Source organism: Streptomyces sp. NPDC031210 (assembly GCF_055570395.1).
Map to the genome: position 1 here is coordinate 13,293 of NZ_JBVIHH010000024.1, position 21,924 is coordinate 35,216.

General features: G+C 71.1%; 23 protein-coding genes. 9 read left to right on the forward strand and 14 right to left on the reverse strand.

Annotated features, from left to right (window positions below; all coding sequences use genetic code 11):
- Positions 1 to 14 precede the first annotated feature (14 nt).
- Entirely contained in the window at positions 15 to 1,340 is a 1,326-nt protein-coding gene (locus ACZ45Z_RS30950) for a 3-oxoacyl-ACP reductase (RefSeq protein WP_468369467.1), read from the forward strand.
- Positions 1,340 to 2,224, forward strand: a complete 885-nt coding sequence (locus tag ACZ45Z_RS30955; RefSeq protein ID WP_468369470.1) for a MaoC family dehydratase — start codon at positions 1,340 to 1,342, stop codon at positions 2,222 to 2,224. The genes ACZ45Z_RS30950 and ACZ45Z_RS30955 overlap by 1 nt, the downstream gene beginning before the upstream one ends.
- A 54-nt stretch (positions 2,225 to 2,278) precedes the next feature.
- On the opposite strand, the gene ACZ45Z_RS30960 is transcribed toward ACZ45Z_RS30955, so the two are convergent.
- Positions 2,279 to 2,947 carry a TetR/AcrR family transcriptional regulator gene (locus ACZ45Z_RS30960; protein WP_468369473.1) on the reverse strand — a complete coding sequence of 223 codons (669 nt, stop codon included), beginning with the start codon at positions 2,945 to 2,947 and terminating at the stop codon, positions 2,279 to 2,281.
- Positions 2,948 to 3,089: 142 nt separating this feature from the next.
- Here ACZ45Z_RS30960 and ACZ45Z_RS30965 point away from each other — a divergent pair, with 142 nt between their 5' ends.
- Complete coding sequence (locus tag ACZ45Z_RS30965) at positions 3,090 to 3,980, forward strand: alpha/beta fold hydrolase (RefSeq protein ID WP_468369476.1); 891 nt, start codon at positions 3,090 to 3,092, stop codon at positions 3,978 to 3,980.
- Positions 3,981 to 4,081: 101 nt separating this feature from the next.
- Here the strand turns inward: ACZ45Z_RS30965 and ACZ45Z_RS30970 are convergent, their stop codons facing one another.
- The 4 genes from ACZ45Z_RS30970 to ACZ45Z_RS30985 form a co-directional block, all read right to left on the reverse strand.
- Positions 4,082 to 5,461, reverse strand: a complete 1,380-nt coding sequence (locus ACZ45Z_RS30970) for a dicarboxylate/amino acid:cation symporter (RefSeq protein ID WP_468369479.1) — start codon at positions 5,459 to 5,461, stop codon at positions 4,082 to 4,084.
- Between the two features lie 384 nt (positions 5,462 to 5,845).
- Positions 5,846 to 6,136, reverse strand: a complete 291-nt coding sequence (locus ACZ45Z_RS30975; RefSeq protein WP_468369481.1) for a DUF4229 domain-containing protein — start codon at positions 6,134 to 6,136, stop codon at positions 5,846 to 5,848.
- Between the two features lie 90 nt (positions 6,137 to 6,226).
- Positions 6,227 to 7,390 carry an aminofutalosine synthase MqnE gene (gene mqnE / locus ACZ45Z_RS30980; RefSeq protein WP_468369607.1) on the reverse strand — a complete coding sequence of 388 codons (1,164 nt, stop codon included), beginning with the start codon at positions 7,388 to 7,390 and terminating at the stop codon, positions 6,227 to 6,229.
- 189 nt (positions 7,391 to 7,579) lie between these two features.
- Positions 7,580 to 8,038, reverse strand: coding sequence for an Lrp/AsnC family transcriptional regulator (locus ACZ45Z_RS30985; protein WP_381396365.1), 459 nt, complete (start codon positions 8,036 to 8,038; stop codon positions 7,580 to 7,582).
- Positions 8,039 to 8,160: 122 nt separating this feature from the next.
- Between ACZ45Z_RS30985 and ACZ45Z_RS30990 the strand changes: the two genes are divergently transcribed.
- Positions 8,161 to 8,298, forward strand: a complete 138-nt coding sequence (locus ACZ45Z_RS30990) for a hypothetical protein (protein WP_468369484.1) — start codon at positions 8,161 to 8,163, stop codon at positions 8,296 to 8,298.
- On the opposite strand, the gene ACZ45Z_RS30995 is transcribed toward ACZ45Z_RS30990, so the two are convergent.
- Positions 8,295 to 9,017, reverse strand: coding sequence for a UbiX family flavin prenyltransferase (locus ACZ45Z_RS30995; protein WP_468369487.1), 723 nt, complete (start codon positions 9,015 to 9,017; stop codon positions 8,295 to 8,297). The two genes, ACZ45Z_RS30990 and ACZ45Z_RS30995, sit on opposite strands and share 4 nt — an antisense overlap.
- A 78-nt stretch (positions 9,018 to 9,095) precedes the next feature.
- Here ACZ45Z_RS30995 and ACZ45Z_RS31000 point away from each other — a divergent pair, with 78 nt between their 5' ends.
- Complete coding sequence (locus ACZ45Z_RS31000) at positions 9,096 to 9,692, forward strand: rhomboid family intramembrane serine protease (protein WP_468369489.1); 597 nt, start codon at positions 9,096 to 9,098, stop codon at positions 9,690 to 9,692.
- A 29-nt stretch (positions 9,693 to 9,721) separates the two neighbouring features.
- Here ACZ45Z_RS31000 and mqnP read toward each other — a convergent pair whose 3' ends face one another.
- Together mqnP and ACZ45Z_RS31010 are read right to left on the reverse strand one after the other, a co-directional pair.
- Complete coding sequence (gene mqnP, locus ACZ45Z_RS31005) at positions 9,722 to 10,624, reverse strand: menaquinone biosynthesis prenyltransferase MqnP (protein ID WP_468369491.1); 903 nt, start codon at positions 10,622 to 10,624, stop codon at positions 9,722 to 9,724.
- Complete coding sequence (locus ACZ45Z_RS31010; protein WP_468369493.1) at positions 10,621 to 12,078, reverse strand: menaquinone biosynthesis decarboxylase; 1,458 nt, start codon at positions 12,076 to 12,078, stop codon at positions 10,621 to 10,623. The genes mqnP and ACZ45Z_RS31010 overlap by 4 nt, the downstream gene beginning before the upstream one ends.
- Before the next feature lie 87 nt (positions 12,079 to 12,165).
- Here ACZ45Z_RS31010 and ACZ45Z_RS31015 point away from each other — a divergent pair, with 87 nt between their 5' ends.
- The 4 genes from ACZ45Z_RS31015 to ACZ45Z_RS31030 all read left to right on the forward strand — a co-directional run bounded on the left by ACZ45Z_RS31015 (position 12,166) and on the right by ACZ45Z_RS31030 (position 15,440).
- Positions 12,166 to 12,639, forward strand: coding sequence for a PLD nuclease N-terminal domain-containing protein (locus ACZ45Z_RS31015; RefSeq protein WP_468369496.1), 474 nt, complete (start codon positions 12,166 to 12,168; stop codon positions 12,637 to 12,639).
- A gap of 81 nt (positions 12,640 to 12,720) precedes the next feature.
- Positions 12,721 to 13,173, forward strand: a complete 453-nt coding sequence (locus tag ACZ45Z_RS31020) for a nucleoside deaminase (protein ID WP_468369499.1) — start codon at positions 12,721 to 12,723, stop codon at positions 13,171 to 13,173.
- 62 nt (positions 13,174 to 13,235) lie between these two features.
- Positions 13,236 to 13,904: a DUF4291 domain-containing protein gene (locus tag ACZ45Z_RS31025; RefSeq protein ID WP_468369502.1), complete on the forward strand. Its 669-nt coding sequence runs from the start codon at positions 13,236 to 13,238 to the stop codon at positions 13,902 to 13,904.
- A gap of 108 nt (positions 13,905 to 14,012) precedes the next feature.
- On the forward strand, positions 14,013 to 15,440 hold the full coding sequence (locus tag ACZ45Z_RS31030; protein WP_468369505.1) for an alkaline phosphatase family protein: 1,428 nt from the start codon (positions 14,013 to 14,015) through the stop codon (positions 15,438 to 15,440).
- A gap of 44 nt (positions 15,441 to 15,484) precedes the next feature.
- Here the strand turns inward: ACZ45Z_RS31030 and ccsB are convergent, their stop codons facing one another.
- From ccsB to ACZ45Z_RS31060, 6 genes are all read right to left on the reverse strand, one after another.
- On the reverse strand, positions 15,485 to 16,564 hold the full coding sequence (gene ccsB, locus ACZ45Z_RS31035) for a c-type cytochrome biogenesis protein CcsB (protein WP_468369507.1): 1,080 nt from the start codon (positions 16,562 to 16,564) through the stop codon (positions 15,485 to 15,487).
- Positions 16,561 to 18,414 (reverse strand): cytochrome c biogenesis protein ResB, encoded by a 1,854-nt coding sequence (gene resB, locus ACZ45Z_RS31040; RefSeq protein WP_468369509.1) that lies wholly within the window; start codon positions 18,412 to 18,414, stop codon positions 16,561 to 16,563. The genes ccsB and resB overlap by 4 nt, the downstream gene beginning before the upstream one ends.
- A 3-nt stretch (positions 18,415 to 18,417) precedes the next feature.
- Positions 18,418 to 19,176 (reverse strand): cytochrome c biogenesis CcdA family protein, encoded by a 759-nt coding sequence (locus ACZ45Z_RS31045; RefSeq protein ID WP_468369512.1) that lies wholly within the window; start codon positions 19,174 to 19,176, stop codon positions 18,418 to 18,420.
- Between the two features lie 4 nt (positions 19,177 to 19,180).
- Entirely contained in the window at positions 19,181 to 19,795 is a 615-nt protein-coding gene (locus ACZ45Z_RS31050) for a TlpA family protein disulfide reductase (protein WP_468369514.1), read from the reverse strand.
- Positions 19,796 to 19,861: 66 nt separating this feature from the next.
- The gene (locus ACZ45Z_RS31055; protein ID WP_468369518.1) at positions 19,862 to 21,082 is read right to left on the reverse strand and encodes a polysaccharide deacetylase family protein; all 1,221 of its coding nucleotides are present in this window, start codon (positions 21,080 to 21,082) and stop codon (positions 19,862 to 19,864) included.
- 143 nt (positions 21,083 to 21,225) lie between these two features.
- Complete coding sequence (locus ACZ45Z_RS31060; RefSeq protein WP_468369520.1) at positions 21,226 to 21,906, reverse strand: histidine phosphatase family protein; 681 nt, start codon at positions 21,904 to 21,906, stop codon at positions 21,226 to 21,228.
- Between the last annotated feature and the right edge of the window lie 18 nt (positions 21,907 to 21,924).

The window sequence follows — 21,924 nt, forward strand, 5'->3', positions numbered from 1 at the left end:
CCAGGAGTTGGCCAATGCCCGATCGCTACCTTCGTCTCACCAATTCCGCCCCCGGCGGCTTCCTCGCCCGCCGGCTCGGCCTGCCCCGGCCCACTCCCCTGCGCCGCTGGTCCCCCGGACATCCCGGCCTCGACGGGCCGGTCCTGCACCTGAGCGCCGGACAGCCGGCCGCCGGCCCGGCGGCGGTGCTCGCCCGTACGGGGCTGACCGTGCACACCGCGCCCGAGGACACCCGCTACGCCGCCGTCGTCCTGGACGCCACGGGGGTGCGCGAGGTGGAGACCCTCGGCGAGGTCCACCGCGCGCTGCACCCCGTCCTACGGTCGCTCGGCGAGCACGCCCGGGTCGTCGTGCTGGGCGCCGTCCCCGACCCGCTCGACCATCACCAGGCAGCCGCGCAGCAGGCCCTGGAGGGTTTCGTCCGCTCGCTCGGGAAGGAGCTGGGCAGGGCCCGCACCGCCCAACTGCTGCGCCTGGCAGGGGAGTCGGCGGAGCCCGCCGAATCCACGCTGCGGTTCCTGCTCTCCCCCCGGTCCGCCTTCGTCAGCGGCCAGGTCATCGAGATCGGCGCGTCACCGGACACGGCCCCCGAGGACTGGGCGCGCCCCCTGGCCGGCCGTACCGCCCTGGTGACGGGCGCGGCTCGGGGCATCGGGGAAGCGGTGGCCGAGACGCTGGCCCGCGACGGCGCCACGGTCATCTGCCTGGACGTGCCGCAGGCGGAGGCCGACCTGGCGCGGGTCGCCGGGCGGCTCGGCGGCAGCGCCCTGCCCCTGGACATCACCGCGGCCGACGCGGGCGGACGGATCGCGGCCGCGCTGCCCGCCGACGGCCTGGACATCCTCGTCCACAACGCGGGCATCACCCGCGACCGGCGGCTCGCCAACATGCCGGAGGAGACCTGGAGTTCGGTGCTCGACGTCAACCTCGGGGCGGTGCTGCGCACCACCGACCACCTGCTGGCCGCGGGCGCGCTGCGCCGTGGCACCGGGCGGATCCTCGCCACCTCCTCCATCGCCGGCATCGCGGGCAACACCGGGCAGACGAACTACGCGGCGAGCAAGGCGGGGGTGATCGGCCTGGTCCGTTCGCTGGCGCCGCGCGCCGCCGCCGAGCACGGCGTCACCGTCAACGCCGTCGCGCCCGGCTTCATCGAGACGCGGATGACCGCGGCGGTGCCGCTGCTGATCCGCGAGGCGGGCCGCCGGATGAGCGCGCTCGGGCAGGGCGGGCAGCCCGTCGACGTCGCCGAGACCCTGTGCTGGCTGGCGAGTCCCGCCTCCGGCGGCGTCAACGGCCAGATCGTCCGCGTCTGCGGCCAGAGCCTGCTGGGGGCGTGATGGGCGACGACGCGGTGATGCGCGAGAAGGTGCTGCGCCGGGCGCCGCGCCTGATGCCGGCCCTGCTCAAGGGCGCCCTGACCGGCGTCGGCAAACGGCCTCGGGCGGACGCCGCACCGCCCGCCACCCGCCTGGTGCTGGCCGGTGCCCGCATCGACCCGGCGAAGGTCGAGGCGTACGCGCGGCTCTGCGGCTTCCCGGACACCGAGCCGCTGCCGGTGACCTACCCGCACCTCCTCGGCTTCCCGCTCGCCGCCCGCCTGATGAGCGCCCGCGCCTTCCCGCTGCCGATGGCCGGCCTGGTCCACACCGCCATCGAGATCGACCAGCGCGCCCCGCTGCGGCTGGACGACCGGCTCGACCTGACCGTGTACGCGGACGGGTTGCGCACGCACCGGCGCGGCACGGAGGTGGTGATGGTCACCGAGGCCCGGCGCGGGGGCGCTCTGGTCTGGTCGGACCGCAGCAGCTATCTGGCGCGCCACCGGGTGCCGGACGAACCGCGCGGCGGCGGGCCGACCCCCGCCCCGGACCTGCCCGTACGCGCGCAATGGCGGCTGCCCGCCGACCTGGGCCGCCGCCACGCCGCCGTCTCCGGCGACTACAACCCGATCCATCTGCACGCCGTCACCGCCCGGCCGTTCGGCTTCTCCCACGCTCTCGCCCACGGCATGTGGACCTTCGCCCGCTGCGCCGCCGAGGCCGTGCCGCCCGGCGCCGGCGCGGTACGCGTCACCGCGGAGTTCCGCGCGCCGGTCCTGCTGCCGGCCGTGGTCTCCTTCGCGCGGGAGGACCGGGCCGGCGGCGTGGCCTTCCAGCTCCGCGGCGGACCGGCGCACCGGTCGCGGGTGCATCTGCTGGGCGAGGTGCGCTACGAGGGGTGATGAGCTGGGAGAGGGGTGAGCCAGGAGGGAACACAGGGGCGCGTGGACACCCCGCTAATCCCCCGGCGCCCACCGCTCGCCCCCCACGAGGCGGCCCAGCCCGCTCCAGGCGAAGTTCATCAAGGTGGCCGCGGTGTCCTTCGCCGCCGGGCGGACCGGCTCGCCCGAAACGTCCTCGTCGGTGCGGGCGTTGGCCCATTCGGCGAGTGATTCGGCGGCGCCGACCAGGGCGTGGGCGAGCCCGGCCACCTCCCGGTCGGCCAGTTCGCCCTCGCAACCCGCCTCCTTGGCCGTCGCACCGATAAGCCCCGTGACGAACTCCACGATCTCCGCCCGCATCGCGGCCACTTCGTGGGCGAACGGCTCCCCCTGGGTGCGGGCCTGCTGGTGCAGCACCGCCCAGCCGTCCGGATGGGCGGCGGTGTGCGCGAAGAAGCCCTTCAGGCCGCTCCACAGTTGCCGGTCGGGCGCCACCCCCGGCTCGACGGCCGCCATGACCGCGGCGACCAGCGCCTCGGACTCCCGCCGGATGACCGTACTGAACAGCTCTTCCTTGGAGTTGAGGTAGAGGTAGACCAGCGGCTTGGAGACGCCGGCCACCTCGGCGATCTCGTCCATCGAGGCCGCGCGGTAGCCGCACCGCGCGAAGGTCAGCACCGCGGCGTCCAGCATCTGCTGCTCCCGGACCGCGCGCGGCACCCGCTTGCTCTTCACCGTTCCCACCCTGAATGCCCTTCCATCCCGCCCCTTTACCCCGAAGTAAGTTTACGATCCCGCCCTCACATTCCCGTGCGCTTGACGTGATCCCGGACATGACGAGACGATACGTCTCGTCCAATTCCCTCGTTCTTCCAGGAGGCATCCCATGCAGCGCTTCGTGACCGCCGCCCCCGGCGTACGCCTGTGGACCGAGCAGCACGGCCCCGCCGACGCACCCCCGCTGCTGCTGGTCATGGGCGCCCAGGCGACCGGCCTCGGCTGGCCCGATCCGCTCGTCGCGTTACTCGCCGCCCACCACCGCGTCATCCGCTACGACCACCGCGACACCGGACGCTCCACCTGGTCCTTCGACCGCGAGCCGTACGCCGTCGCCGACCTCGCCACCGACGTGCTCCGCGTCCTGGACGGCCTCGGCATCGAGCGCGCGCACCTGGTCGGCATGTCCCTGGGCGGCCTGCTGGTCCAGATGACCCTGGCCGATCACCCCGACCGGGTCCTGGGCGCCACCCTGTTGGGCACCTGCGCCCTCAGCACCGCCCCTTACGTCCGCCCCGACGGCACCGAGGTCCCACCCGGCGAACTCCCGGGCATCGCGCCCGAAATCCTCGACCTGTGGGCCCGCCCGGTCGAGGACCACGGCCCGGAAGCGGAGTTGGACCGCCGCGTCGCCCACTGGCGCGCACTCGGCGGAAACCGGCTCCCCTTCGACGCGGACCACTTCCGCGCCCTCGAACGCCGCGTCATCGAGCACACCGGCACCCACGCCGTCTCCACCGCCCACGGCCGCGCCGACGATTCCGGCATGCTGCGCACCGACGAACTGGCCGCGAACGAGGTGCCCACCCTCGTCATCGCCGCCCTCGCCGAACCCGTCTTCCCGCCCCCGCACCCCCAGCACCTGGCCCAGGTCGTCAACGGCGCGCGCCTCGTCGAGATCCCCGGCATGGGCCACGCCCTGCCGCCGGCCGTACACGCCCCACTCGCCCGGGCGATCCTGGCCCACACCGGGGCGGTCCGGGCCGGGGCACCGAGGTGACGGTCCGCCAGAAAGCGCGGTGCCCCCGCACCCTCGGAGAGGATGCGGGGGCACTACGTCGTGCGCGCGGTACGGATCCCGGCGGCTGAGCGGGCGAGCGGTCAGCTCGCGGCGGCGGCCGCGGCCGGCACCGCGCCCACCGTGCGCTCCGGTCCCGCGTCGGCCGCCTCGGCGTCGCCGTCCAGGCTGCCGCCGGTGGTGCGGGCGTAGGCGTCGCGGTCGAGGATCTTCTCCCGGGCGGAGACCAGTATCGGGATGACCGACTGGCCGGCCACGTTGGTGGCCGTACGCATCATGTCCAGGATCGGGTCGATGGCCATCAGCAGGCCGACGCCTTCCAGGGGCAGGCCCAGGGTGGAGAGGGTCAGGGTCAGCATGACCGTCGCGCCGGTCAGACCGGCCGTGGCGGCCGAGCCGATGACCGAGACGAAGGCGATCAGGACGTAGTCACCGATACCCAGGGGGACGTCGAAGATCTGCGCGATGAAGATCGCGGCGATCGCCGGGTAGATCGAGGCGCAGCCGTCCATCTTCGTCGTCGAGCCGAACGGCACCGCGAAGGAGGCGTACTCCTTCGGGACTCCGAGGCGCTCGGTGACCTTCTGCGTCACCGGCATCGTGCCGACCGAGGAGCGGGAGACGAAGGCGAGCTGGATCGCGGGCCAGGCGCCCTTGAAGAACTGGAGCGGGTTGACCTTGGCGACGGTGGCGAGCAGCAGCGGGTAGACGCCGAAGAGGACCAGGGCGCAGCCGACGTAGATGTCGACGGTGAAGGTCGCGTACTTGCCGATGAGGTTCCAGCCGTACGTCGCGATGGCGTGGCCGATGAGGCCGACGGTGCCGAGCGGGGCGAGGCGGATGACCCACCACAGCGCCTTCTGGAGCAGTTCCAGGACCGAGCGGCTGATCTTGAGGACCGGCTCGGCCTTCTCGCCGAGCTGGAGCGCCGCGATACCGGCGACGGCCGCCATGAAGACGATCTGGAGGACGTTGAGCTCGGTGAACGGCGTGATGATGTCGGTGGGGACGATGCCGGTCAGGAAGTCGATCCAGGAGCCGGCGTGCTCGGGGAGCTTGCCGTCCTTGGGGGTCAGGCCGGTGCCCGCACCGGGGTTGGTGAGCAGGCCGATCGCCAGGCCGATCGCGACGGCGATGAGCGAGGTGACCATGAACCACAGCAGGGTGCGGGTGGCCAGCCGGGCGGCGTTGTTGACCTGCCGCAGGTTGGTGATCGACACCAGGATCGCGAAGAAGACCAGCGGGGCGACGGCCAGCTTCAGCAACTGGACGAAGAGGTCACCGACGTGCCCCAGCGTGGCGGTGAGCCAGCCGATGTCGCCACTCTTGGCGATCCAGCCGAGCAGGACGCCCAGGACCAGGCCGGCCAGGATCTGGGCCCAGAAGGGGAAGGCGGGTATTCGGGAGGACTTGGAGGTCTTCGGCGCCTCTGGGGAGGCGGAGGTCTGGGCAGACGTGGACAACGGACACACTCCGGGAACGGTCAAGACGTGGGGAAAACGGCGTGGGGCGCCAGGAGGTCCGTAAGGGGATCTCCGGCCGCTGCGAGGAAGGTCAGCGGCGGCAACAGGCCGCGGACATACAGCGGCAAAGATCGACGTGCAGGCGCGCCACGAGCGGAACGCTCATGCGAGACGGGGGCGCGGCTGCGGTCTTCATGCCAAGTACGGTAACACTCGAACTTTGAGGAACCCAAAGAAGATCTTTGGGTCGGGGACGGCCGGGCGCGCGGCGGCGGGGGCATACGACAGGCGCCCGGCCGGTGAAGGGGCACTTCACCGGCCGGGCGCCTGGAGGAATGTGAGACGGATTACGGGACCGCCGGGCGGCCCCGCGGCGCCGCGCGCCTAGAGCAGCCCGTCCTCCTGGCTGCGGTTGGCGCTGAGCCGCTCGCGCTGGCGGTCGACCTTGGCCACGATCTGCTCGGACATCGCGTCCCGCTGCTTGCGCAGCAGCACGAAGCTGAGCGGCGCGGAGATGACGATGGCGAGCAGCAGCAGCCAGATGGTGTTGGCGCTGCCGATGCCGAGCGGAATGATCCGGAAGTAGGCCAGCACCCACACCACGGCGAAAGAGGCGACGAAGAGGCCGATGCGAAGGGCGGTGTAGCGGAGCGTGGCGAACTTTTGGCTACTCACGGACGGGACCTTCTTCTCAACGGCAACCGAAAGGGTCGCCTTCCAGTCAAGCACAGCGGCCGGGGCGATCTTCCCGGCCCCCGGCACCCGTCAAAGGCGCATCGGCTGCGGCGCCTCGCGGCGCTCGGGGTCCGGGCCCGGGTACTCGCGGATGGCCTCGTAGCGGGTGTTGCGCTCGACGGGGCGGAAGCCGGCGTCGCGGATCAGGTCGAGCAGATCGTCGCGGGTGAGCTTGTTCGGCGTGCCGAAGTTGTCCGCGTCGTGCGTGATCTTGTACTCGACGACCGAGCCGTCCATGTCGTCCGCGCCGTGCTGGAGCGCGAGCTGGGTGGTCTGCAGACCGTGCATCACCCAGAAGACCTTGACGTGCGGGACGTTGTCGAAGAGCAGCCGGGAGACCGCGAAGGTCTTGAGGGCCTCGGCGCCGCTGGCCATGGTGGTGCGGGCCTGGAGCCGGTTGCGGACCTTGCCGTCCTTCATGTCCACGAAGTCGTGCTGGTAGCGCAGCGGGATGAAGACCTGGAAGCCGCCGGTCTCGTCCTGGAGTTCGCGCAGGCGCAGGACGTGGTCGACGCGGTGGCGCGGCTCCTCGATGTGCCCGTAGAGCATGGTCGAGGGGGTCTTGAGGCCCTTCTCGTGCGCGAGGCGGTGGATGCGCGACCAGTCCTCCCAGTGGGTGGCGTGGTCGACGATGTGCTGACGGACCTCCCAGTCGAAGATCTCGGCGCCGCCGCCGGTCAGCGACTCCAGGCCCGCGTCGATCAGCTCGTCCAGGATCTCGGACGCCGAGAGACCCGAGATGGTCTCGAAGTGGTGGATCTCGGTGGCGGTGAAGGCTTTCAGGGAGACCTGCGGGAGGGCTTCCTTGAGGGCCTTGAGCGAGCGCGGGTAGTAGCGCCACGGCAGGGTGGGGTGCAGGCCGTTGACGATGTGCAGCTCGGTGAGGTTCTCGCCCTCCATCGCCTTGGCGAGGCGGACGGCCTCCTCGATGCGCATGGTGTACGCGTCCTTCTCGCCCGGCTTGCGCTGGAAGGAGCAGTAGGCGCACGAGGCGGTGCACACGTTCGTCATGTTGAGGTGACGGTTGACGTTGAAGTGCACCGCGTCGCCGTTCTTGCGGGTACGCACCTCATGGGCGAGACCGCCCAGCCACGCCAGGTCGTCGGACTCGTAGAGGGCGATGCCGTCCTCGCGGGTCAGCCGCTCCCCGGCGTGGACCTTCGCCTCCAGCTCGCGCTTGAGGCCCACATCCATCGACGCAGCCATCCGGTCGCCTCCCATGTCTCAGCCGTATCCGTGCCGTGTCTTCGGCGATATCCGGCGTTTTTCGTGCCAAAAACGAGCTTCGCCGAGCCTACTCCCCCACCCCCGGGGCGGACCGGGCCCCCTGGCGCGGCCCGCCCACGGCGCGCGTTCGGCGAGGCGCCGGCTCCGGTGCGCCGCCTACTCCGCCTCTTCGGGCAGCTCGCCGACGCGGTTCTCCCACTTGGTGGAGAGCACGATCGTGGTGCGCGTACGGGAGACGCCCCGGGTGCCGGACAGCCGCCGGATGGTGCGCTCCAGGCCGTCGACGTCGCCGACGCGCACCTTGAGCATGTAGGAGTCGTCGCCGGCGATGAACCAGCAGTCCTCGATCTCGGCGAGGTCGCGCAGCCGGCGGGCGACGTCCTCGTGGTCGGCGGCGTCCGACAGCGAGATGCCGACCAGCGCGGTGACGCCGAGCCCCAGGGAGGCGGCGTCGACGGTCGCGCGGTATCCGGTGATCACGCCGGCCGCTTCGAGGCGGTTGATCCGGTCCGTGACGCTGGGCCCGGAGAGGCCGACGAGCCGGCCGAGCTCCGCGTAGGAGGCCCTGCCGTTCTCGCGAAGTGCCTGGATGAGCTGCCTATCCACCGCGTCCATGCCCTCAAGCCTTCCAATCTTTATGCTTTTCCGTGTTCTACATGTAGAATCTAAGGCATCAGGGCTTGAAGCCCTGCGAATCTTTCAAACGATCAACGAGCATCTTCACAGGAGTTGTCACCGTGTACTCGATCGAGATGGCCTACGCCCGCATGCGCGAGCTGCAGGACCAGGCCAATCGTTCACGTGCCCACAAGCCCGCCACCCCGCGGGCCCGGCGCCGCTTCGGCCGCGCCGCCGCAGCCGCCGAGAAGCGCTAGGGAGCGTCTGGGGCCTCCTCCTTGGAGCCGCCCCGCAGCTCCCCCTCCCACCGCCGGTACAACCCGTGCGGCACCCCGGCCGCGTCGAGCACCCGGCCGGCGACGAAATCCACCAGATCCTGAATGTGCGTCGCGCCCGCGTAGAACGCGGGAGAGGCGGGCAGCACCACGGCGCCCGCCTCGTCCAGCGCCACCAGATGCTTCAGCGTCGGACCGTTCAGCGGAGTCTCCCGCACCGCGACCACCAGCCGCCGGCGCTCCTTGAGCGTCACGCTCGCCACCCGCTGGAGCAGGTCCTTCGACAGACCGAGCGCCACCCCGGCCACGCACGCCGTGCTCGCCGGAACGATCAGCATCCCCTTCACCGGATACGAACCCGACGACGGACCGGCCGCCAGATCACCGGCCGCCCAATAGCGCACATCGGCCAGCGCCGCCCCCGTCACCGGAAACGTCTCCGGCTTGCCGTCCGCCCCGCGCGCCAGCCATTGACGCAGGTCATCACGCCAATGCGCGTCCCGGAAGGCGATGCCCGTCTCATCGAGCAGCGTCAGGCGCGACGCGCGGCTGACGACGAGATCCACCGCCTCCCCCGCGGCGAGCAGCCCGCGCAGCACGGACGCCGCGTACGGCGTCCCGGACGCGCCGGAGATCCCCACGACCCACGGACGGCGGCGGCCGGGGTCCTGCTTACTGGTGTCGTTGTGCGGCGGCTCCACGACATCGAGCCTATCGGCCGGAACCACCGACCCCGTCACGGCCGTTGTTACGTGTGCGCCGAACGGAAGGGCCGCGAGATGACCACACGAGCGAAGTCCGCGATCTGCCTGATGCTGGGCTGGGTCGCGCTGCTGTGGCTGCTGGAAGGCGTCGACCTCGCCACCGGCCATGCCCTGGACTCCTTCGGCATCGAGCCGCGCGACCCCGCCGAGCTCGTCGACGTCGTGCCCGCCGCCTTCCTGCACTTCGGCTTCGGCCACCTCGCCGCCAACACCCTGCCCCTGCTGCTGCTCGGCTTCGTCGCCGCGCTGCGCGGCGGCGTGCGCCGCTTCCTGGCCGTCTGCCTGCTGGTCGTCCTCGTCAGCGGCCTCGGCGTCTGGCTGACCGCCCCGCCGCACAGCAACACCGCGGGCGCCTCCGGCGTGGTCTTCGGCCTCTTCGGCTACCTCCTGGTGCGCGGCTTCATCGAACGCAAGCCCCTCGACATCGGCATCGGCGTGGTCGTCGGCGCGGTGTACGGCTCCCTCATCTGGGGCGCCCTGCCGACCGACAGCGGGATCAGTTGGCAGGGCCACCTCTTCGGGCTCGTGGGCGGCGTCCTCGCGGCCTTCGCCCTGCGCGAGCGTCCCCGCACCGGCGGCACGGCCGGCGCCACCGCCGGACGGTTCCCGTAGCGGAGGCGCGGGCCGTGGGCCGTGGGGCGTCAGACCGTCAGGCCGCGCACCAGCAGGTCCAGCAGCGCGCAGACGAACAGCGCTATGCCGATGAAGCCGTTGACCGTGAAGAAGGCACGGTTGAGGCGGGAGAGGTCGTGCGGCTTGACGATGGTGTGCTCGTAGAGGAAGGCCCCGACGACGACCACCAGCCCGGCCCAGAAGAACACGCCCGCGCCCGTGGCCAGCGCGTACCAGACCAGCAGCGCGGTCGTCACGGCGTGGCAGGCGCGCGCACCGTGGAGCGCGGCGGGGATGCCGAAGCGGGCCGGGACGGACTTCACGCCGTGCGCGCGGTCCGCCTGGACGTCCTGGGTCCCGAAGATCAGGTCGAAACCGCCGATCCAGACCCCGACGGCGAGACCGAGGACCACCGCCTGCCAGGACCACTCGCCGGTGATCGCGATCCAGGCGCCGACCGGGCCCATCGCCTGGGCGAGTCCGAGGATGGCGTGCGGGAAGTTCGTGAAGCGCTTGCCGTACGGATAGACCACCATCGGGATGACCGCTATCGGCGCGAGCGCCAGGCAGAGCGGGTTCAGCAGGGCCGCCGCCCCGAGGAAGATCACGACCGCGATCAGCGCGCCGGTCCAGGCGGAGCGCACCGACACCGCGCCGGTCACCAGCTCCCGCGTGGCCGTCCGCGGATTACGGGCGTCGATCTCCCGGTCGATGATGCGGTTGCAGGCCATCGCGAACGTCCGCAGCCCCACCATCGCGACGGTGACCAGCAGCAGCCGGCCCCAGTGGACGGTGCGGTCCAGTTGGAACATCGCGGTCAGCGAGGCGATGTAGGCGAACGGCAGCGCGAAGACGGAGTGCTCGATCAGTACCAGGCGCAGGAACGCCCTCGTCCGGCCAGGCCGCGAAATCGCCGCCGCTGCGCTGCTCACAGCCCGTACTCCTTCCACCTCTTGGTCACCCGTTCGGAGGTACGCGGGTCGGACTCGACCATGTTCGGCCAGCCCCCGTCCCGCGTGTACCCCTCCTCGGGCCACTTCTTCGTCGCGTCGATGCCCGCCTTGCCGCCCCAGAACTGCTGGTAGGAGGCGTGGTCGAGATGGTCGACGGGGCCTTCGACGACGGTCAGGTCGCGGGCGTAGTCGGTGTTGCCCAGCGCCCGCCAGGAGACCTCGTGAAGGTCGTGCACATCGCAGTCCGCGTCGACGACCACGATCAGCTTGGTCAGCGACATCATGTGGGCGCCCCAGATCGCGTGCATGACCTTCTGCGCGTGCTTGGGGTACTTCTTGTCGATCGAGACGATCGCGCAGTTGTGGAAGCCCCCGGACTCCGGCAGGTGGTAGTCCACGATGTCCGGGACGATGATCTTGAGCAGGGGCAGGAAGAAACGCTCCGTCGCCCGGCCCAGCGGCCCGTCCTCCGTCGGGGGGCGGCCCACGACGATCGACTGGAGCAGCGGCCGCTGCCGCATCGTGACGCAGTCGATGGTCAGCGCCGGGAACGGCTCCTGCGGCGTGTAGAAACCGGTGTGGTCGCCGAACGGGCCCTCGGGCAGCATCTCCCCGGGCTCCAGCCAGCCCTCCAGGACCACCTCGGCATGGGCCGGCACCTGGAGCGGGACGGTCTTGCAGTCGACCATCTCGATCCGCTTGCCCTGCACGAAGCCCGCGAAGAGGTACTCGTCGATGTCGCCGGGCAGCGGCGCGGTGGAGGCGTACGTCACCGACGGCGGGCAGCCGAAGGCGATGGCGACCGGAAGCCGCTCCCCGCGCTTGGCGGCGACCTGGTAGTGGTTGCGGCTGTCCTTGTGGATCTGCCAGTGCATGCCGATGGTGCGCTTGTCGTGGCGCTGGAGGCGGTAGAGCCCGAGGTTGCGCACACCGGTCTCGGGGTGCTTGGTGTGCGTCAGGCCCAGGTTGAAGAAGGAGCCGCCGTCCTCGGGCCAGGTGAACAGCGCGGGCAGCGCGTCGAGGTCCACGTCGTCGCCGGTGAGCACGACCTCCTGGGCGGGCGCGCTGTCGCCCTTGACCTTCTTCGGCGGTACGTGCGTCATGCCGGCGAGCTTGCCGAACGCCTCCCGGATGCCGACGAAGCCCTGCGGCAGCTCCGGCTTGAGCAGGCCGCCGATCTTGTCGCTGATGTCGCTGTACGCCTTCAGGCCCAGCGCCTTGAGCAGGCGGCGGTCGGTGCCGTAGACGTTCATGGCCAGCGGCATCGCCGAGCCCTTGACGTTCTCGAACAGCAGCGCCGGACCGCCGGCCTTCTGCACCCGGTCCACGATCTCGCCGACTTCCAGATACGGGTCGACCTCGGCCTTGATGCGCTTCAGGTCGCCTTCCCTGTCGAGCGCGCGCAGGAACGAGCGAAGATCGTCATAAGCCATGCGTTCCAGTATCCGGTACGCACTACCCTGTACGGGTCACCGGGCCCCGCCGCGGGCCCGCCACCGTTCGCAGGGGGCCGTTCCGCAATGCTCAGGTATCTGCCGTTCCTCTTGGTGCTGGCACTGTGGATCTACGCCTTCATCGACTGCGTCAACACACCCGAAGCGCAGGTCCGCGGACTGCCCAAGGTGGTCTGGGTGCTCATCATCCTGCTGTTCGGCGAGGTGCTCATCGGCCCCGTCGCCTGGCTGGTCGCCGGCAAGAACCGCCGGGTGGCGGCCGACGGCAGCACCCCCTCCGAGTGGCACCGCAACCACCGTGCGCGCTGGGTCGCGCCCGACGACAATCCCGAGTTCCTCAAGTCCCTCAAGGAAGAGAGCAAGAAGGACGAGGCGCTGCTCAAGGACTGGGAGGCCGATCTGCGGCGCCGCGAGGAGGAGCTGCGCCGCAAGGGCGACGGCACCTCTGACGATGCCTCTGGGAACGCTTCGGGCGGCACGTCCGGTGGTACGTCCGGCGGCGCCGGCCCCGACGACACGCCGCCGCCCGCCAAGAGCTGAGGCCGCCGGCCGCCGCCCGTCGCGGTGATGTCGGCCCCCGGCACGTTGCCGGGACGGCCCGCGGCGGGGAGAGTGACCGGCATGGAGCAGGCATCCGAGCAGGACATGCTGGCCACCGCGCTCGCCGAGGCGCGCGCCGGGCTGGCCGAGGGCGGCATCCCGATCGGCGCGGCGCTCTACGGCCCGGACGGCGCGCTGCTCGGCCGCGGCCACAACCGCCGCGTCCAGAACGACGACCCCTCCGCGCACGCCGAGACCGAGGCGTTCCGCGCGGCCGGCCGGCAGCGCGGCTACCGCGGCACGACGATGGTGACCACGCTGTCGCCCTGCTGGTACTGCAGCGGCCTGGTCCGCCAGTTCGGCATCTCCCGGGTGGTGATCGGCGAGGCGCGGACCTTCCACGGCGGGCACGACTGGCTCGCCCGGCACGGCGTACGGATCGTGCTGCTCGACGACGCCGAGTGCGCGGCGATGATGCGCGACTTCATCGGGGCGCGCCCGGCGCTGTGGAACGAGGACATCGGCGACGACTGAGCCCCGTCGTCCACCCGAAAAGCGCTGGCCCGCGGCCGGGTCGTCGGCCAGGATGACCCGTCATGAACTCCGGCCCGTCCCCAGCGCCCGACACCACCGCCCCCGACCGGCCGGCCCTCGCCGAGCCGGCCCTCGCCACGGAACCGCTCCGCCGCGTGCGGGCCCTGCACACCGAGCGGACCGTGACCGTCTATCAGGCGTACGCGCCCGCGCTCGGCGGTCCCGCCGCGCGCGAGGGCCGCTTCCCGGCCGCCTGGAAGCGGGGCCGGATGACGTGGATCAAGCCGTCGTTCCTGTGGATGATGTACCGCTGCGGCTGGGGCACCAAGAGCGACCAGGAGACCGTCCTCGCCATCGAGATCGACCGGGCCGGGTTCGACTGGGCCCTGACCCACGCCTGCCTTTCCCACCACGACCACGACGCGCATCCCGACCGGGCCGCCTGGCAGCGGCGGCTGAAGGCGTCGCCGGCGCGGATCCAGTGGGACCCCGAGCGTGATCTGCGGCTGCGGGCGCTGCCGTACCGGTCGCTGCAACTGGGCCTGGCGGGCGAGGCCGCGCGGCGTTACGCCGATGAGTGGACGGTCGCGATCACGGACGTGACGCCGCTGGCCCGCGAGATCCACGCGCTGGTGCGCTCCGGGCACACCGCCGGCGCCGCCGCGCTGCTGCCCGTGGAACGCCCCTATCCGGCGCCCGCGGGCACTCCCGGCCTGAGCCCCGACGCCTGACGGCCCGTCATCGGCGCACGGGGGGACGCCCCCGAGGAGGGCGCCACACGGCCCGCCGTACGGCCGCCCTCCCGGCTTGCGCGACGCGCCTCAGGAAGAGTGGCACATATGCCCGATATGACCCGACGCAGACTCCTCGGCTCCGCGGCCGGCGCGATCGGTGGCGCCGCCGCGCTGTCGCTCCTGCCGCCCAGCGTCCGGAAGGCCGTCGCCGCCGGACCCCCACGTCACGCCTCACCGCACGACATCGAGCACGTCGTCCTGCTCATGCAGGAGAACCGCTCGTTCGACCACTATTTCGGCACCCTGCGCGGCATCCGCGGTTTCGCCGACCCCGACGCGCTGTGCCTGCCCGACGGCCGGTCCGTCTTCCACCAGCCCGACGACGCGCACCCGGACGGCTATCTGCTGCCGTTCCACCTCGACACCCGCACCTCCAGCGCCCAGGCCATCCCCTCCACCAGCCACGCCTGGTCCGTCCAGCACGAGGCGTGGAACGGCGGCCGGATGGACCGCTGGCTGCCCGCGCACCGCAAGGCCGACGGGCCCAACGCCCCGTACGTGATGGGCTATCACACCCGCGAGGACATCCCCTTCCACTTCGCCCTCGCCGAGTCCTTCACCCTCTGCGACAACTACTTCTCCTCCGTCCTCGGCCCGACCTGGCCCAACCGGCTCTACTGGATGACCGGCACCCTCGACCCCGGCGGCACCCTCGGCGGCCCGGTCCTGGACAACACCGCGCCCCTGCCCTACCGCTGGACGACGTACGCCGAGCGGCTCCAGGCGGCCGGCGTGAGCTGGCAGGTGTACCAGGAGGAGGACGACTACGGCTGCAATCTGCTGGAGCGGTTCCAGGCGTTCCGGGACGCCAGGCCGGGCGAGCCGCTCCACGAGCGCGGGATGCGGCCGCTGCCGGCCGGCACCTTCGAGGACGACGCGCTCGGCGACCGGCTGCCGGCCGTCTCCTGGCTGATCCCGGCCAGCCACGAGTCCGAGCATCCGGACTATCTGCCGGCCGCCGGCGCCGACTACATCGCGCGCAAGTTAGAGGCCCTCGCCGCCAACCCCAAGGTGTGGCGCAAGACCGTCTTCATCCTCAACTACGACGAGAACGACGGCCTGTTCGACCATGTGCCGCCGCCCGTACCGCCCGCGGGCACGAAGGACGAGTTCGTCCAGGGCCTGCCGATCGGCGCCGGCTTCCGCGTACCGTGCCTGATCATCTCGCCGTGGACGGTGGGCGGCTGGGCCGCGGGCGACCCCTTCGACCACACCTCGGTCCTGCGGTTTCTGGAGTGGTGGACCGGCGTCGAGGAGCCCAACATCAGCGACTGGCGGCGCTCCGCGTTCGGCGACCTCACCTCCGCCTTCGGCTTCCGCCGCGCGGCCGGCCGCCCGCCGCGCCTGCCCCGCGACACCGCCGGACAGCTCGCGCGGGCCGAGGGGCAGGTCGCGTCGCTGCCGCCCCCGGAACTGCCCGGGACAGGCCAGCGCCCGCCCCGGCAGGAGCGGGGCGGGCGGAAACGGCGCTGAGGGCCGGGGCCGGGACGGCCGGACGGGCCGACGGGGCCGGAGGCTCAGACTCCGGCGTAGGAGTGGAGGCCGGTGACGAAGATGTTCACGCCGTAGTAGTTGAAGAGGTAGCAGCCGAAGGCGACCAGGCCCAGCCAGGCCGCCTTGCGGCCCTTCCAGCCGGCGGTGGCGCGGGCGTGGAGGTAGCAGGCGTAGGCGACCCAGGTGATGAAGGACCAGACCTCCTTGGGGTCCCAGCCCCAGTAGCGGCCCCAGGCGGCCTCGGCCCAGATGGCGCCCGCGATGATCGTGAACGTCCACAGGGGGAAGACGGTGGCGTTGACGCGGTAGGCGAACTTGTCCAGCGAGGCGGCCGAGGGGAGCCGCTCCAGCACGGAGGCGGCGAAGGCGCCGGGCTGCTTGCCCGCCGGGTCGGCGAGCTTGGCCTCGTAGCGGTCGCGGAAGAGGAACAGCAGCGTGGCGACGGCACCGAGGTAGAGCACCGCGCCGGAGATGATCGCGCAGCTCACGTGGATCCACAGCCAGTACGAGTGCAGCGCGGGCACGAGCTGGTCACTGGCGGTGTAGAGCACGGAGACGGCCAGGCCCAGGTCGAGCAGGACCGTGGTGACCAGGGGCAGGCCGATCCAGCGGACGTTCTGCTTCAGCGTCAGCAGCAGCAGGAAGACGCCCACCGCGACCGCGGCGAAGGTCGTGGAGAACTCGTACATGTTGCCCCAGGGGGCACGCTGCACGGACAGGGCGCGGGTGACGACCCCGCCGACGTGGATGGCCCAGGCCAGGACCGTCAGGGAGATGGCGATCCGGCCGTAGAGGTCGCCCTTCTCCGTGCCGCCCGCCGCGCCCGGGCCGTCGGGGACGTCGCGGCTGCCGGCGGCGGTCCTGGTGATGACCTTGGGCCGTTCCAGTACGGCGGTGCCCCCGCTTTTCGCCGCCTGGACGGTGGCGGGCGCGGCGGCGGTGGCGGTCAGCGCGGCGGCCGTCCGCCCGACCTTGCTGCGGCTGCCGAACACCCACTCGGCCATGTGTGCGAGGAAGGCGAGGGTGTAGACCGCCATCGCCGAATAGACGAGCAGGTTGCTGTTGTGCGCCAGCGTCTCGTTGGCTGCGGCCGCGATGTTCACGCGCGCGCTCCTTCAGAGGGGTCAGCGGGACCGTCAGAGTCGGTGGGCTCCGCGGGGTCTTCGGAGCCGGAAGGATCGGAAGGATCGGAAGGATCGGAAGGATCGGGCAGATCCGATGGATCCGACGGGTCGGACGGGTCGGACGGGTCGGACGGGTCGGAAGCGGGTTCGGCGGGCGGGGCCAGCGGGGCGTCCGGCTCCAGCGTCGCGGCCAGGCCGGCGAGCTCCTCCGGCAGCCGGGCCGATTCGCTGCGGCCGAGGCCGGCCATCTCGACGACGGTGACGCCGTCCGCTCCCCGCTCGGCGCGCACCCACACCCGGCGGCGCTGGATGAACAGCGAGCCGGCCAGGCCCAGCAGGGCGGCGACCGCGCCGGCCAGCGCGAGGCCGTTGCCCGGCTGGTGGCTGATCTTGAAGCTCGCCCAGGTCTTGACGCCGTTGAACGCGATGCTGCCGTCGCCGCCGGGCAGCTTCATCGTGTCGCCGGGCCGCATCATCTGGGCGACCGCCCGGCCCTTGTCCTGGTACTGCTTGAGGTTCTTCTTCTCCAGTTGGTAGACGTTCTGCGGCAGGCCGGAGCGGACGCCCAGATCGCCGTGGTAGGCGGTCAGGACCAGCCGCGGGTTATCCAGCGCGGGGAACTGCGAGAACATCGAGCCGGAGCCCTTGCCGCCGAAGGTCGGCACGAAGAAGCCCTGGAAGCCGAGCTGGTTGGGCTTGCCGTCCTTGGTCTGCGCGCCGGGCACCTTGACGACGCCGGTCGAGGTGAAGTTCTTGGGGTCCTGCGGGAGGAAGGGCACCGCGCCCTTGTAGACGACCTTGCCGCGGCCGTCCTTGACGGTGACCTGCGGCGAGTAGCCGTGCGAGAGCAGGTAGACCTTGGAGCCCGCGATGTCGAGCGGGGTGTTCACCTCGATCGCGGTCTTGTGCTCCTTGCCGTCCGCGCCGGCGAAGTAGGTGAGGTGCGCGCGGAAGACGCGCGGGGTGCCCCTTTGCGGTCCGGTGCGCTCGTAGGTCGCGTCGAACTTGTCGAGGGTGAAACCGAACGGCTCCAGGGTGTCGGTGTCGAAGAACGAACCGGACTTGAAGTCGTCGTACTGGGTGAGGCTGTTGGCGAAGCCGTCGCCCTCGGTGATCAGCTTGCCGCCCTCGGACTTCCACAGGCTGCCCACGGCGAACGCCACCAGCATGACGATCAGCGCGAGGTGGAAGAGCAGGTTGCCTACCTCGCGCAGATAGCCCTTCTCGGCGGCGACCGCGGTGCCCGAGCGGTGGGTGCGGAAGCGGCGCCTGCCCAGCATCCGCCCGGCCGCCGTGAGGACGTCGTCGGGGTCCGCCTCCGTACGCCAGGTGGTGTACGCGGGCAGCCGGGTCAGCCGGCGCGGGGCGGCCGGCGGGCGGCCCCGCAACTGCCCGACGAACTGCCAGGTGCGCGGCACGATGCAGCCGATCAGCGAGATGAACAGCAGCAGGTAGATCGCCGAGAACCACACCGAGCTGTAGACGTGGAACATCCCGAGCTTGTCGTAGAGGTCGCCGAGGGTGGGGTGGTCGGCCCGGAACTGCTCGACCTTGACCGGGTCGATGCCGGTCTGCGGGATCAGCGAGCCGGGGATCGCCCCGATCGACAGCAGGAAGAGCAGCAGCAGCGCCACCCGCATGGAGGTGAGCTGCCGCCAGAACCAGCGCGCCCAGCCCAGCGGGCCGAGCGAGGGGAAGCTGACGTCTTCGGTGGGGGCCGTGGAGAGCTGGGATCCGGCCGCGCCGAGATCGCTGCCCGCGTCGGCCGCCTCGGCCGCGGCCGATGCGCCGGTGGCCGGGTCGCGGGGGGTGTCGGTCGTGGAGGACATCAATCAGATCCCAACGGTGGAGCTTTGCGCCCAGCCCTGCAGCTCGGACATCAGGCTGTCCCAGATGCCGGTGACGAGGAGGATGCCGAGTGCGACCATCATGCCGCCGCCCAGCCGCATCACCCATTGGTAATGCCGCTTGACCCAGCCGAAGGCACCGAGCACCCGGCGGAAGGCCAGCGCGACGGCGACGAACGGCAGGCCCAGGCCCAGGCAGTACGCCACGGTGAGCAGGGCACCGCGGCCGGCGCTGGCATCGTAGAACGAGAGGGTGTTGACCGCGGCGAAGGTGGGGCCCAGGCACGGCGTCCAGCCGACGCCGAAGAGCACCCCGAGCACGGGCGCCCCGGCCAGTCCCATGGCCGGCTTCTTGTGGAAGCGCAGCTCGCGCTGGCCGAAGCGGCGCAGGACGCCGGCGAACGCCAGCCCGAGCAGGATCATCAGGACCCCGAGGACGCGCGAGATGACGTCCTTGTACTCCAGCAGGTTCCTGCCGAAGAACCCGAAGAGCGCACCGCCGGACACGAAGACGGCGGTGAAGCCGAGGATGAAGAGGACCGCCCCGGCCAGCATCCGGCCGCGTTTGGCCTCGGCGAGGTCGGCGCCGGTGACGCCAGTCACGTACGACATGTAGCCGGGGACCAGCGGCAGGACGCAGGGCGAGAAGAAGGAGACGAGTCCGGCGAGCAGCGCGATGGGCACGGCGGCGAGCAGGGTGCCGGACAGGACGGTCTGGTTCTCCGCGGCGGCGAGCAGGATCACGTGATCACTTCTCGGCGATCAGCGGGGCGACCATCTTGCGCAGAGCGTCCTCGGTGAGCGGGCCGATCGAGCGGGCGGCCATCTTGCCGTGCCGGTCGAGGGCGATCGTGGAGGGGACGGACTGCGGGTTGAGGCTGCCCTTGGGGAAGCGCAGCATCAGCCGGCCGGTCGGGTCGAACAGGCTCGGGTAGGGCACCTTGTGCTCTTCCTCGAAGCTGGTGGCCTGCGCCTTCTCGGAGTCGCGGGTGTTGATCCCGATGAACTGGACGCCCTTGTCCTCGGTCTCGCGGGCGACCTTGGCGAAGTTCGGCGCCTCGGCGATGCAGGGCCCGCACCACGATCCCCAGACGTTGAGGACGACGACCTTGCCCTTGTAGTCGGCCACGTCCAGTTGCTTGCCGGTGGTGGTCTCACCGGAGAGGGCGGGCGCGGGCTGCCGCTCGCCCTTCTTCACCGTGGCGACGCCGTCCTTGCCCTGGACGAACCGGGTCTGCGCGGAGCCGCCGGAGGCGCCGTCCCCGCAGGCACTCAGCGTCAGCGACGCGAGCGCGGCCCCTGCGGCGAGCAGGGTGATGCGGCGGCGGCTCGTGAGGCGGCGTGGGGCGCGGCAGGCACTCATGTGAAAAGTTTCGCATGGGCCATTTCCGGATCTTCCACGCCCCCCTCCGGGGCCGGTCGCCGCACCTCAGGAGGCGGAGAGGAACGTCTTCCAGCCACCGGCCGGCTGCCGGCCGACGCCGAGCCCCTGGAGCCGGGCGAGGACCTGCGGGTCCTGCGCGTCGAGCCAGTCGGTGAACTGCCGGAAGGACACCAGCCGCACGTCCTTGTTCCGCTCGTCCGCGATGCGCTTGATCGCTTCCTCGACGGCGTCCATATAGATGCCGCCGTTCCACTGCTCGAAGTGGTTGCCGATGAAGAACGGCGCGCGATTGGTCTCATACGCCCGCCGGAATCCGGAGACGTAGGCGTCGGTGGCCTGCCGGCGCCAGCCGGGGTAGTTCGACGGCGGGGCCTTCGTGGAGTTCTGCGACTGATTCGCGAGGATGTTGTAGTCCATCGACAGGACCTCGAAAGAGTGCCCGGGGAAGGGAATCTGCTGGAGCGGGAAGTCCCAGATCCCCGCCTTCTTCTTCGGCCACATCTGAAGTCCGCCGGGCGAACTGGCGTCATAGCGCCAGCCGAGATTCCTGGCCGTCGGCAGGAGGTTTTCCTGGCCGAGGAGACAGGGGGTGCGGCTGCCGATCAATTCCTTGCGGTAGTCGAACGGCAGCGGTTCTATGTCGGTGAAGCCGGTGTTCGTCCGCCATTTCGTGACGAAATCCACGGCCTGATCGATCTCGGCGCGCCACTGCTGCGGCGTCCAGTGCTTGACCGCGCCGCTGCCGGAGCAGAAGTGACCGTTGAAGTGGGTGCCGACCTCGTGGCCTTCCAGCCACGCCCGGCGCACGTACTTCAGCGTCTCGCGGATGTGGTCATCGGTGAGGTAGCCGATGTCGGAGGCGCCGGTCTTGTTGTTCGGCGGGCGGTAGAGGTGCTTCTTCGACTCGGGCAGGAGATACAGCCCGGAGAGGAAGAAGGTCATGGCCGCGCCGTGGTCCTCGGCGACCTTCAGGAAGCGGGGGAAGAGGCCGTTGCCGACCTCTCCCGCCCCGTCCCAGGAGAAGATCACGAATTGCGGCGGGGTCTGTCCGGGCTCCAGCCGTTCGGGCTTCTTCGGCTGATTGGGCTGCGCTCCGGAATTGGCGGTCGAGCCGTCCCCGATGAGCTTCGGACGGGCCTGTACCGAGTTCTTCACCCGCTGCTTGTCCGCCCCGTCCGAGCCGGCGAGGGAACAGCCCGCGACACCCCACGCCGCGGCCGCCCCAACTCCCATACCCAGCAGGCCCCGCCGACTGATCGCGCCCATACCGTCGTCCCCATCCGTGCTCGACGAACTCAATATCCATATAAACGGACATTGGAGAAGAGGGCATGTCGGGCACAACGGTTCCGCGTTTCGGTCAATCTTTTGTTTTGCCCCGGCCTGACGTTCCGCCAATTGACGTACGGTCAGGCTCCGAAAGCCTTGCTCTTTCCCTTGACGGGTTTGGCGCCCGCCAGCAGGTGGGAGGGAACCAGGTCGCGCGCGGGCTCGCTGTAGCCCACCGACACGATCCGGTCACCGTGGAAGGTGAAGGACGTCAGCGAGGCCAGGGTGCACTGCCGCTTGCGCGGGTCGTGCCACAGCCGCCGCCGCTCGGCGAAGCTGCGCACGATCCAGATCGGTAGCTGGTGGCTGACCGCCACCGCCTCGTGCCCGCGCGCCGCGTCCCGGGCCGCGCCGAGCGCCGCCATCATCCGTACGACCTGCTCGATGTACGGCTCGCCCCAGGACGGCCGGAACGGGTTCGTCAGGTGCCGCCAGTTGGCGGGCTTCTTCAGCGCCCCGTCACCGACCCCGAACGTCTTCCCCTCGAAGACGTTCGCCGCCTCGATCAGCCGCTCGTCGGTGGCCAGCTCCAGACCGTGCGCCCCGGCGATCGGGACGGCCGTCTCCTGCGCGCGCTCCAGCGGGGAGGCGACGACATGGGTGATGTCCCGCTCCGCGAGGTGCTCCGCGACCCGGTCCGCCATCTTCCGCCCCAGGTCGGAGAGGTGATAGCCGGACCGGCGCCCGTAGAGAACGCCGTCCGGGTTGTGCACCTCGCCGTGCCGCATCAGGTGCACCACGGTGATGTCTTCGCTACTCATGTCACCCATTCATTCCGT

What these genes read in the sequence shown, in the direction of transcription:
- mqnE (WP_468369607.1), bottom strand. Translation starts at nt 7,390, where the DNA reads ATGGATGTGGGCCTCAAGCGCGAGCTGGAGGCGAAGGTCCACGCCGGG.
- ACZ45Z_RS30965 (WP_468369476.1), top strand. Translation starts at nt 3,090, where the DNA reads ATGCAGCGCTTCGTGACCGCCGCCCCCGGCGTACGCCTGTGGACCGAG.
- ACZ45Z_RS30985 (WP_381396365.1), bottom strand. Translation starts at nt 8,038, where the DNA reads ATGGACGCGGTGGATAGGCAGCTCATCCAGGCACTTCGCGAGAACGGC.
- ACZ45Z_RS31020 (WP_468369499.1), top strand. Translation starts at nt 12,721, where the DNA reads ATGGAGCAGGCATCCGAGCAGGACATGCTGGCCACCGCGCTCGCCGAG.
- ACZ45Z_RS31060 (WP_468369520.1), bottom strand. Translation starts at nt 21,906, where the DNA reads ATGAGTAGCGAAGACATCACCGTGGTGCACCTGATGCGGCACGGCGAG.
- ACZ45Z_RS30955 (WP_468369470.1), top strand. Translation starts at nt 1,340, where the DNA reads ATGGGCGACGACGCGGTGATGCGCGAGAAGGTGCTGCGCCGGGCGCCG.
- ACZ45Z_RS31000 (WP_468369489.1), top strand. Translation starts at nt 9,096, where the DNA reads ATGACCACACGAGCGAAGTCCGCGATCTGCCTGATGCTGGGCTGGGTC.
- ACZ45Z_RS30950 (WP_468369467.1), top strand. Translation starts at nt 15, where the DNA reads ATGCCCGATCGCTACCTTCGTCTCACCAATTCCGCCCCCGGCGGCTTC.
- ACZ45Z_RS31030 (WP_468369505.1), top strand. Translation starts at nt 14,013, where the DNA reads ATGCCCGATATGACCCGACGCAGACTCCTCGGCTCCGCGGCCGGCGCG.
- ACZ45Z_RS31010 (WP_468369493.1), bottom strand. Translation starts at nt 12,078, where the DNA reads ATGGCTTATGACGATCTTCGCTCGTTCCTGCGCGCGCTCGACAGGGAA.
- resB (WP_468369509.1), bottom strand. Translation starts at nt 18,414, where the DNA reads ATGTCCTCCACGACCGACACCCCCCGCGACCCGGCCACCGGCGCATCG.
- ACZ45Z_RS31050 (WP_468369514.1), bottom strand. Translation starts at nt 19,795, where the DNA reads ATGAGTGCCTGCCGCGCCCCACGCCGCCTCACGAGCCGCCGCCGCATC.
- ACZ45Z_RS31055 (WP_468369518.1), bottom strand. Translation starts at nt 21,082, where the DNA reads ATGGGCGCGATCAGTCGGCGGGGCCTGCTGGGTATGGGAGTTGGGGCG.
- ACZ45Z_RS31025 (WP_468369502.1), top strand. Translation starts at nt 13,236, where the DNA reads ATGAACTCCGGCCCGTCCCCAGCGCCCGACACCACCGCCCCCGACCGG.
- ACZ45Z_RS31015 (WP_468369496.1), top strand. Translation starts at nt 12,166, where the DNA reads ATGCTCAGGTATCTGCCGTTCCTCTTGGTGCTGGCACTGTGGATCTAC.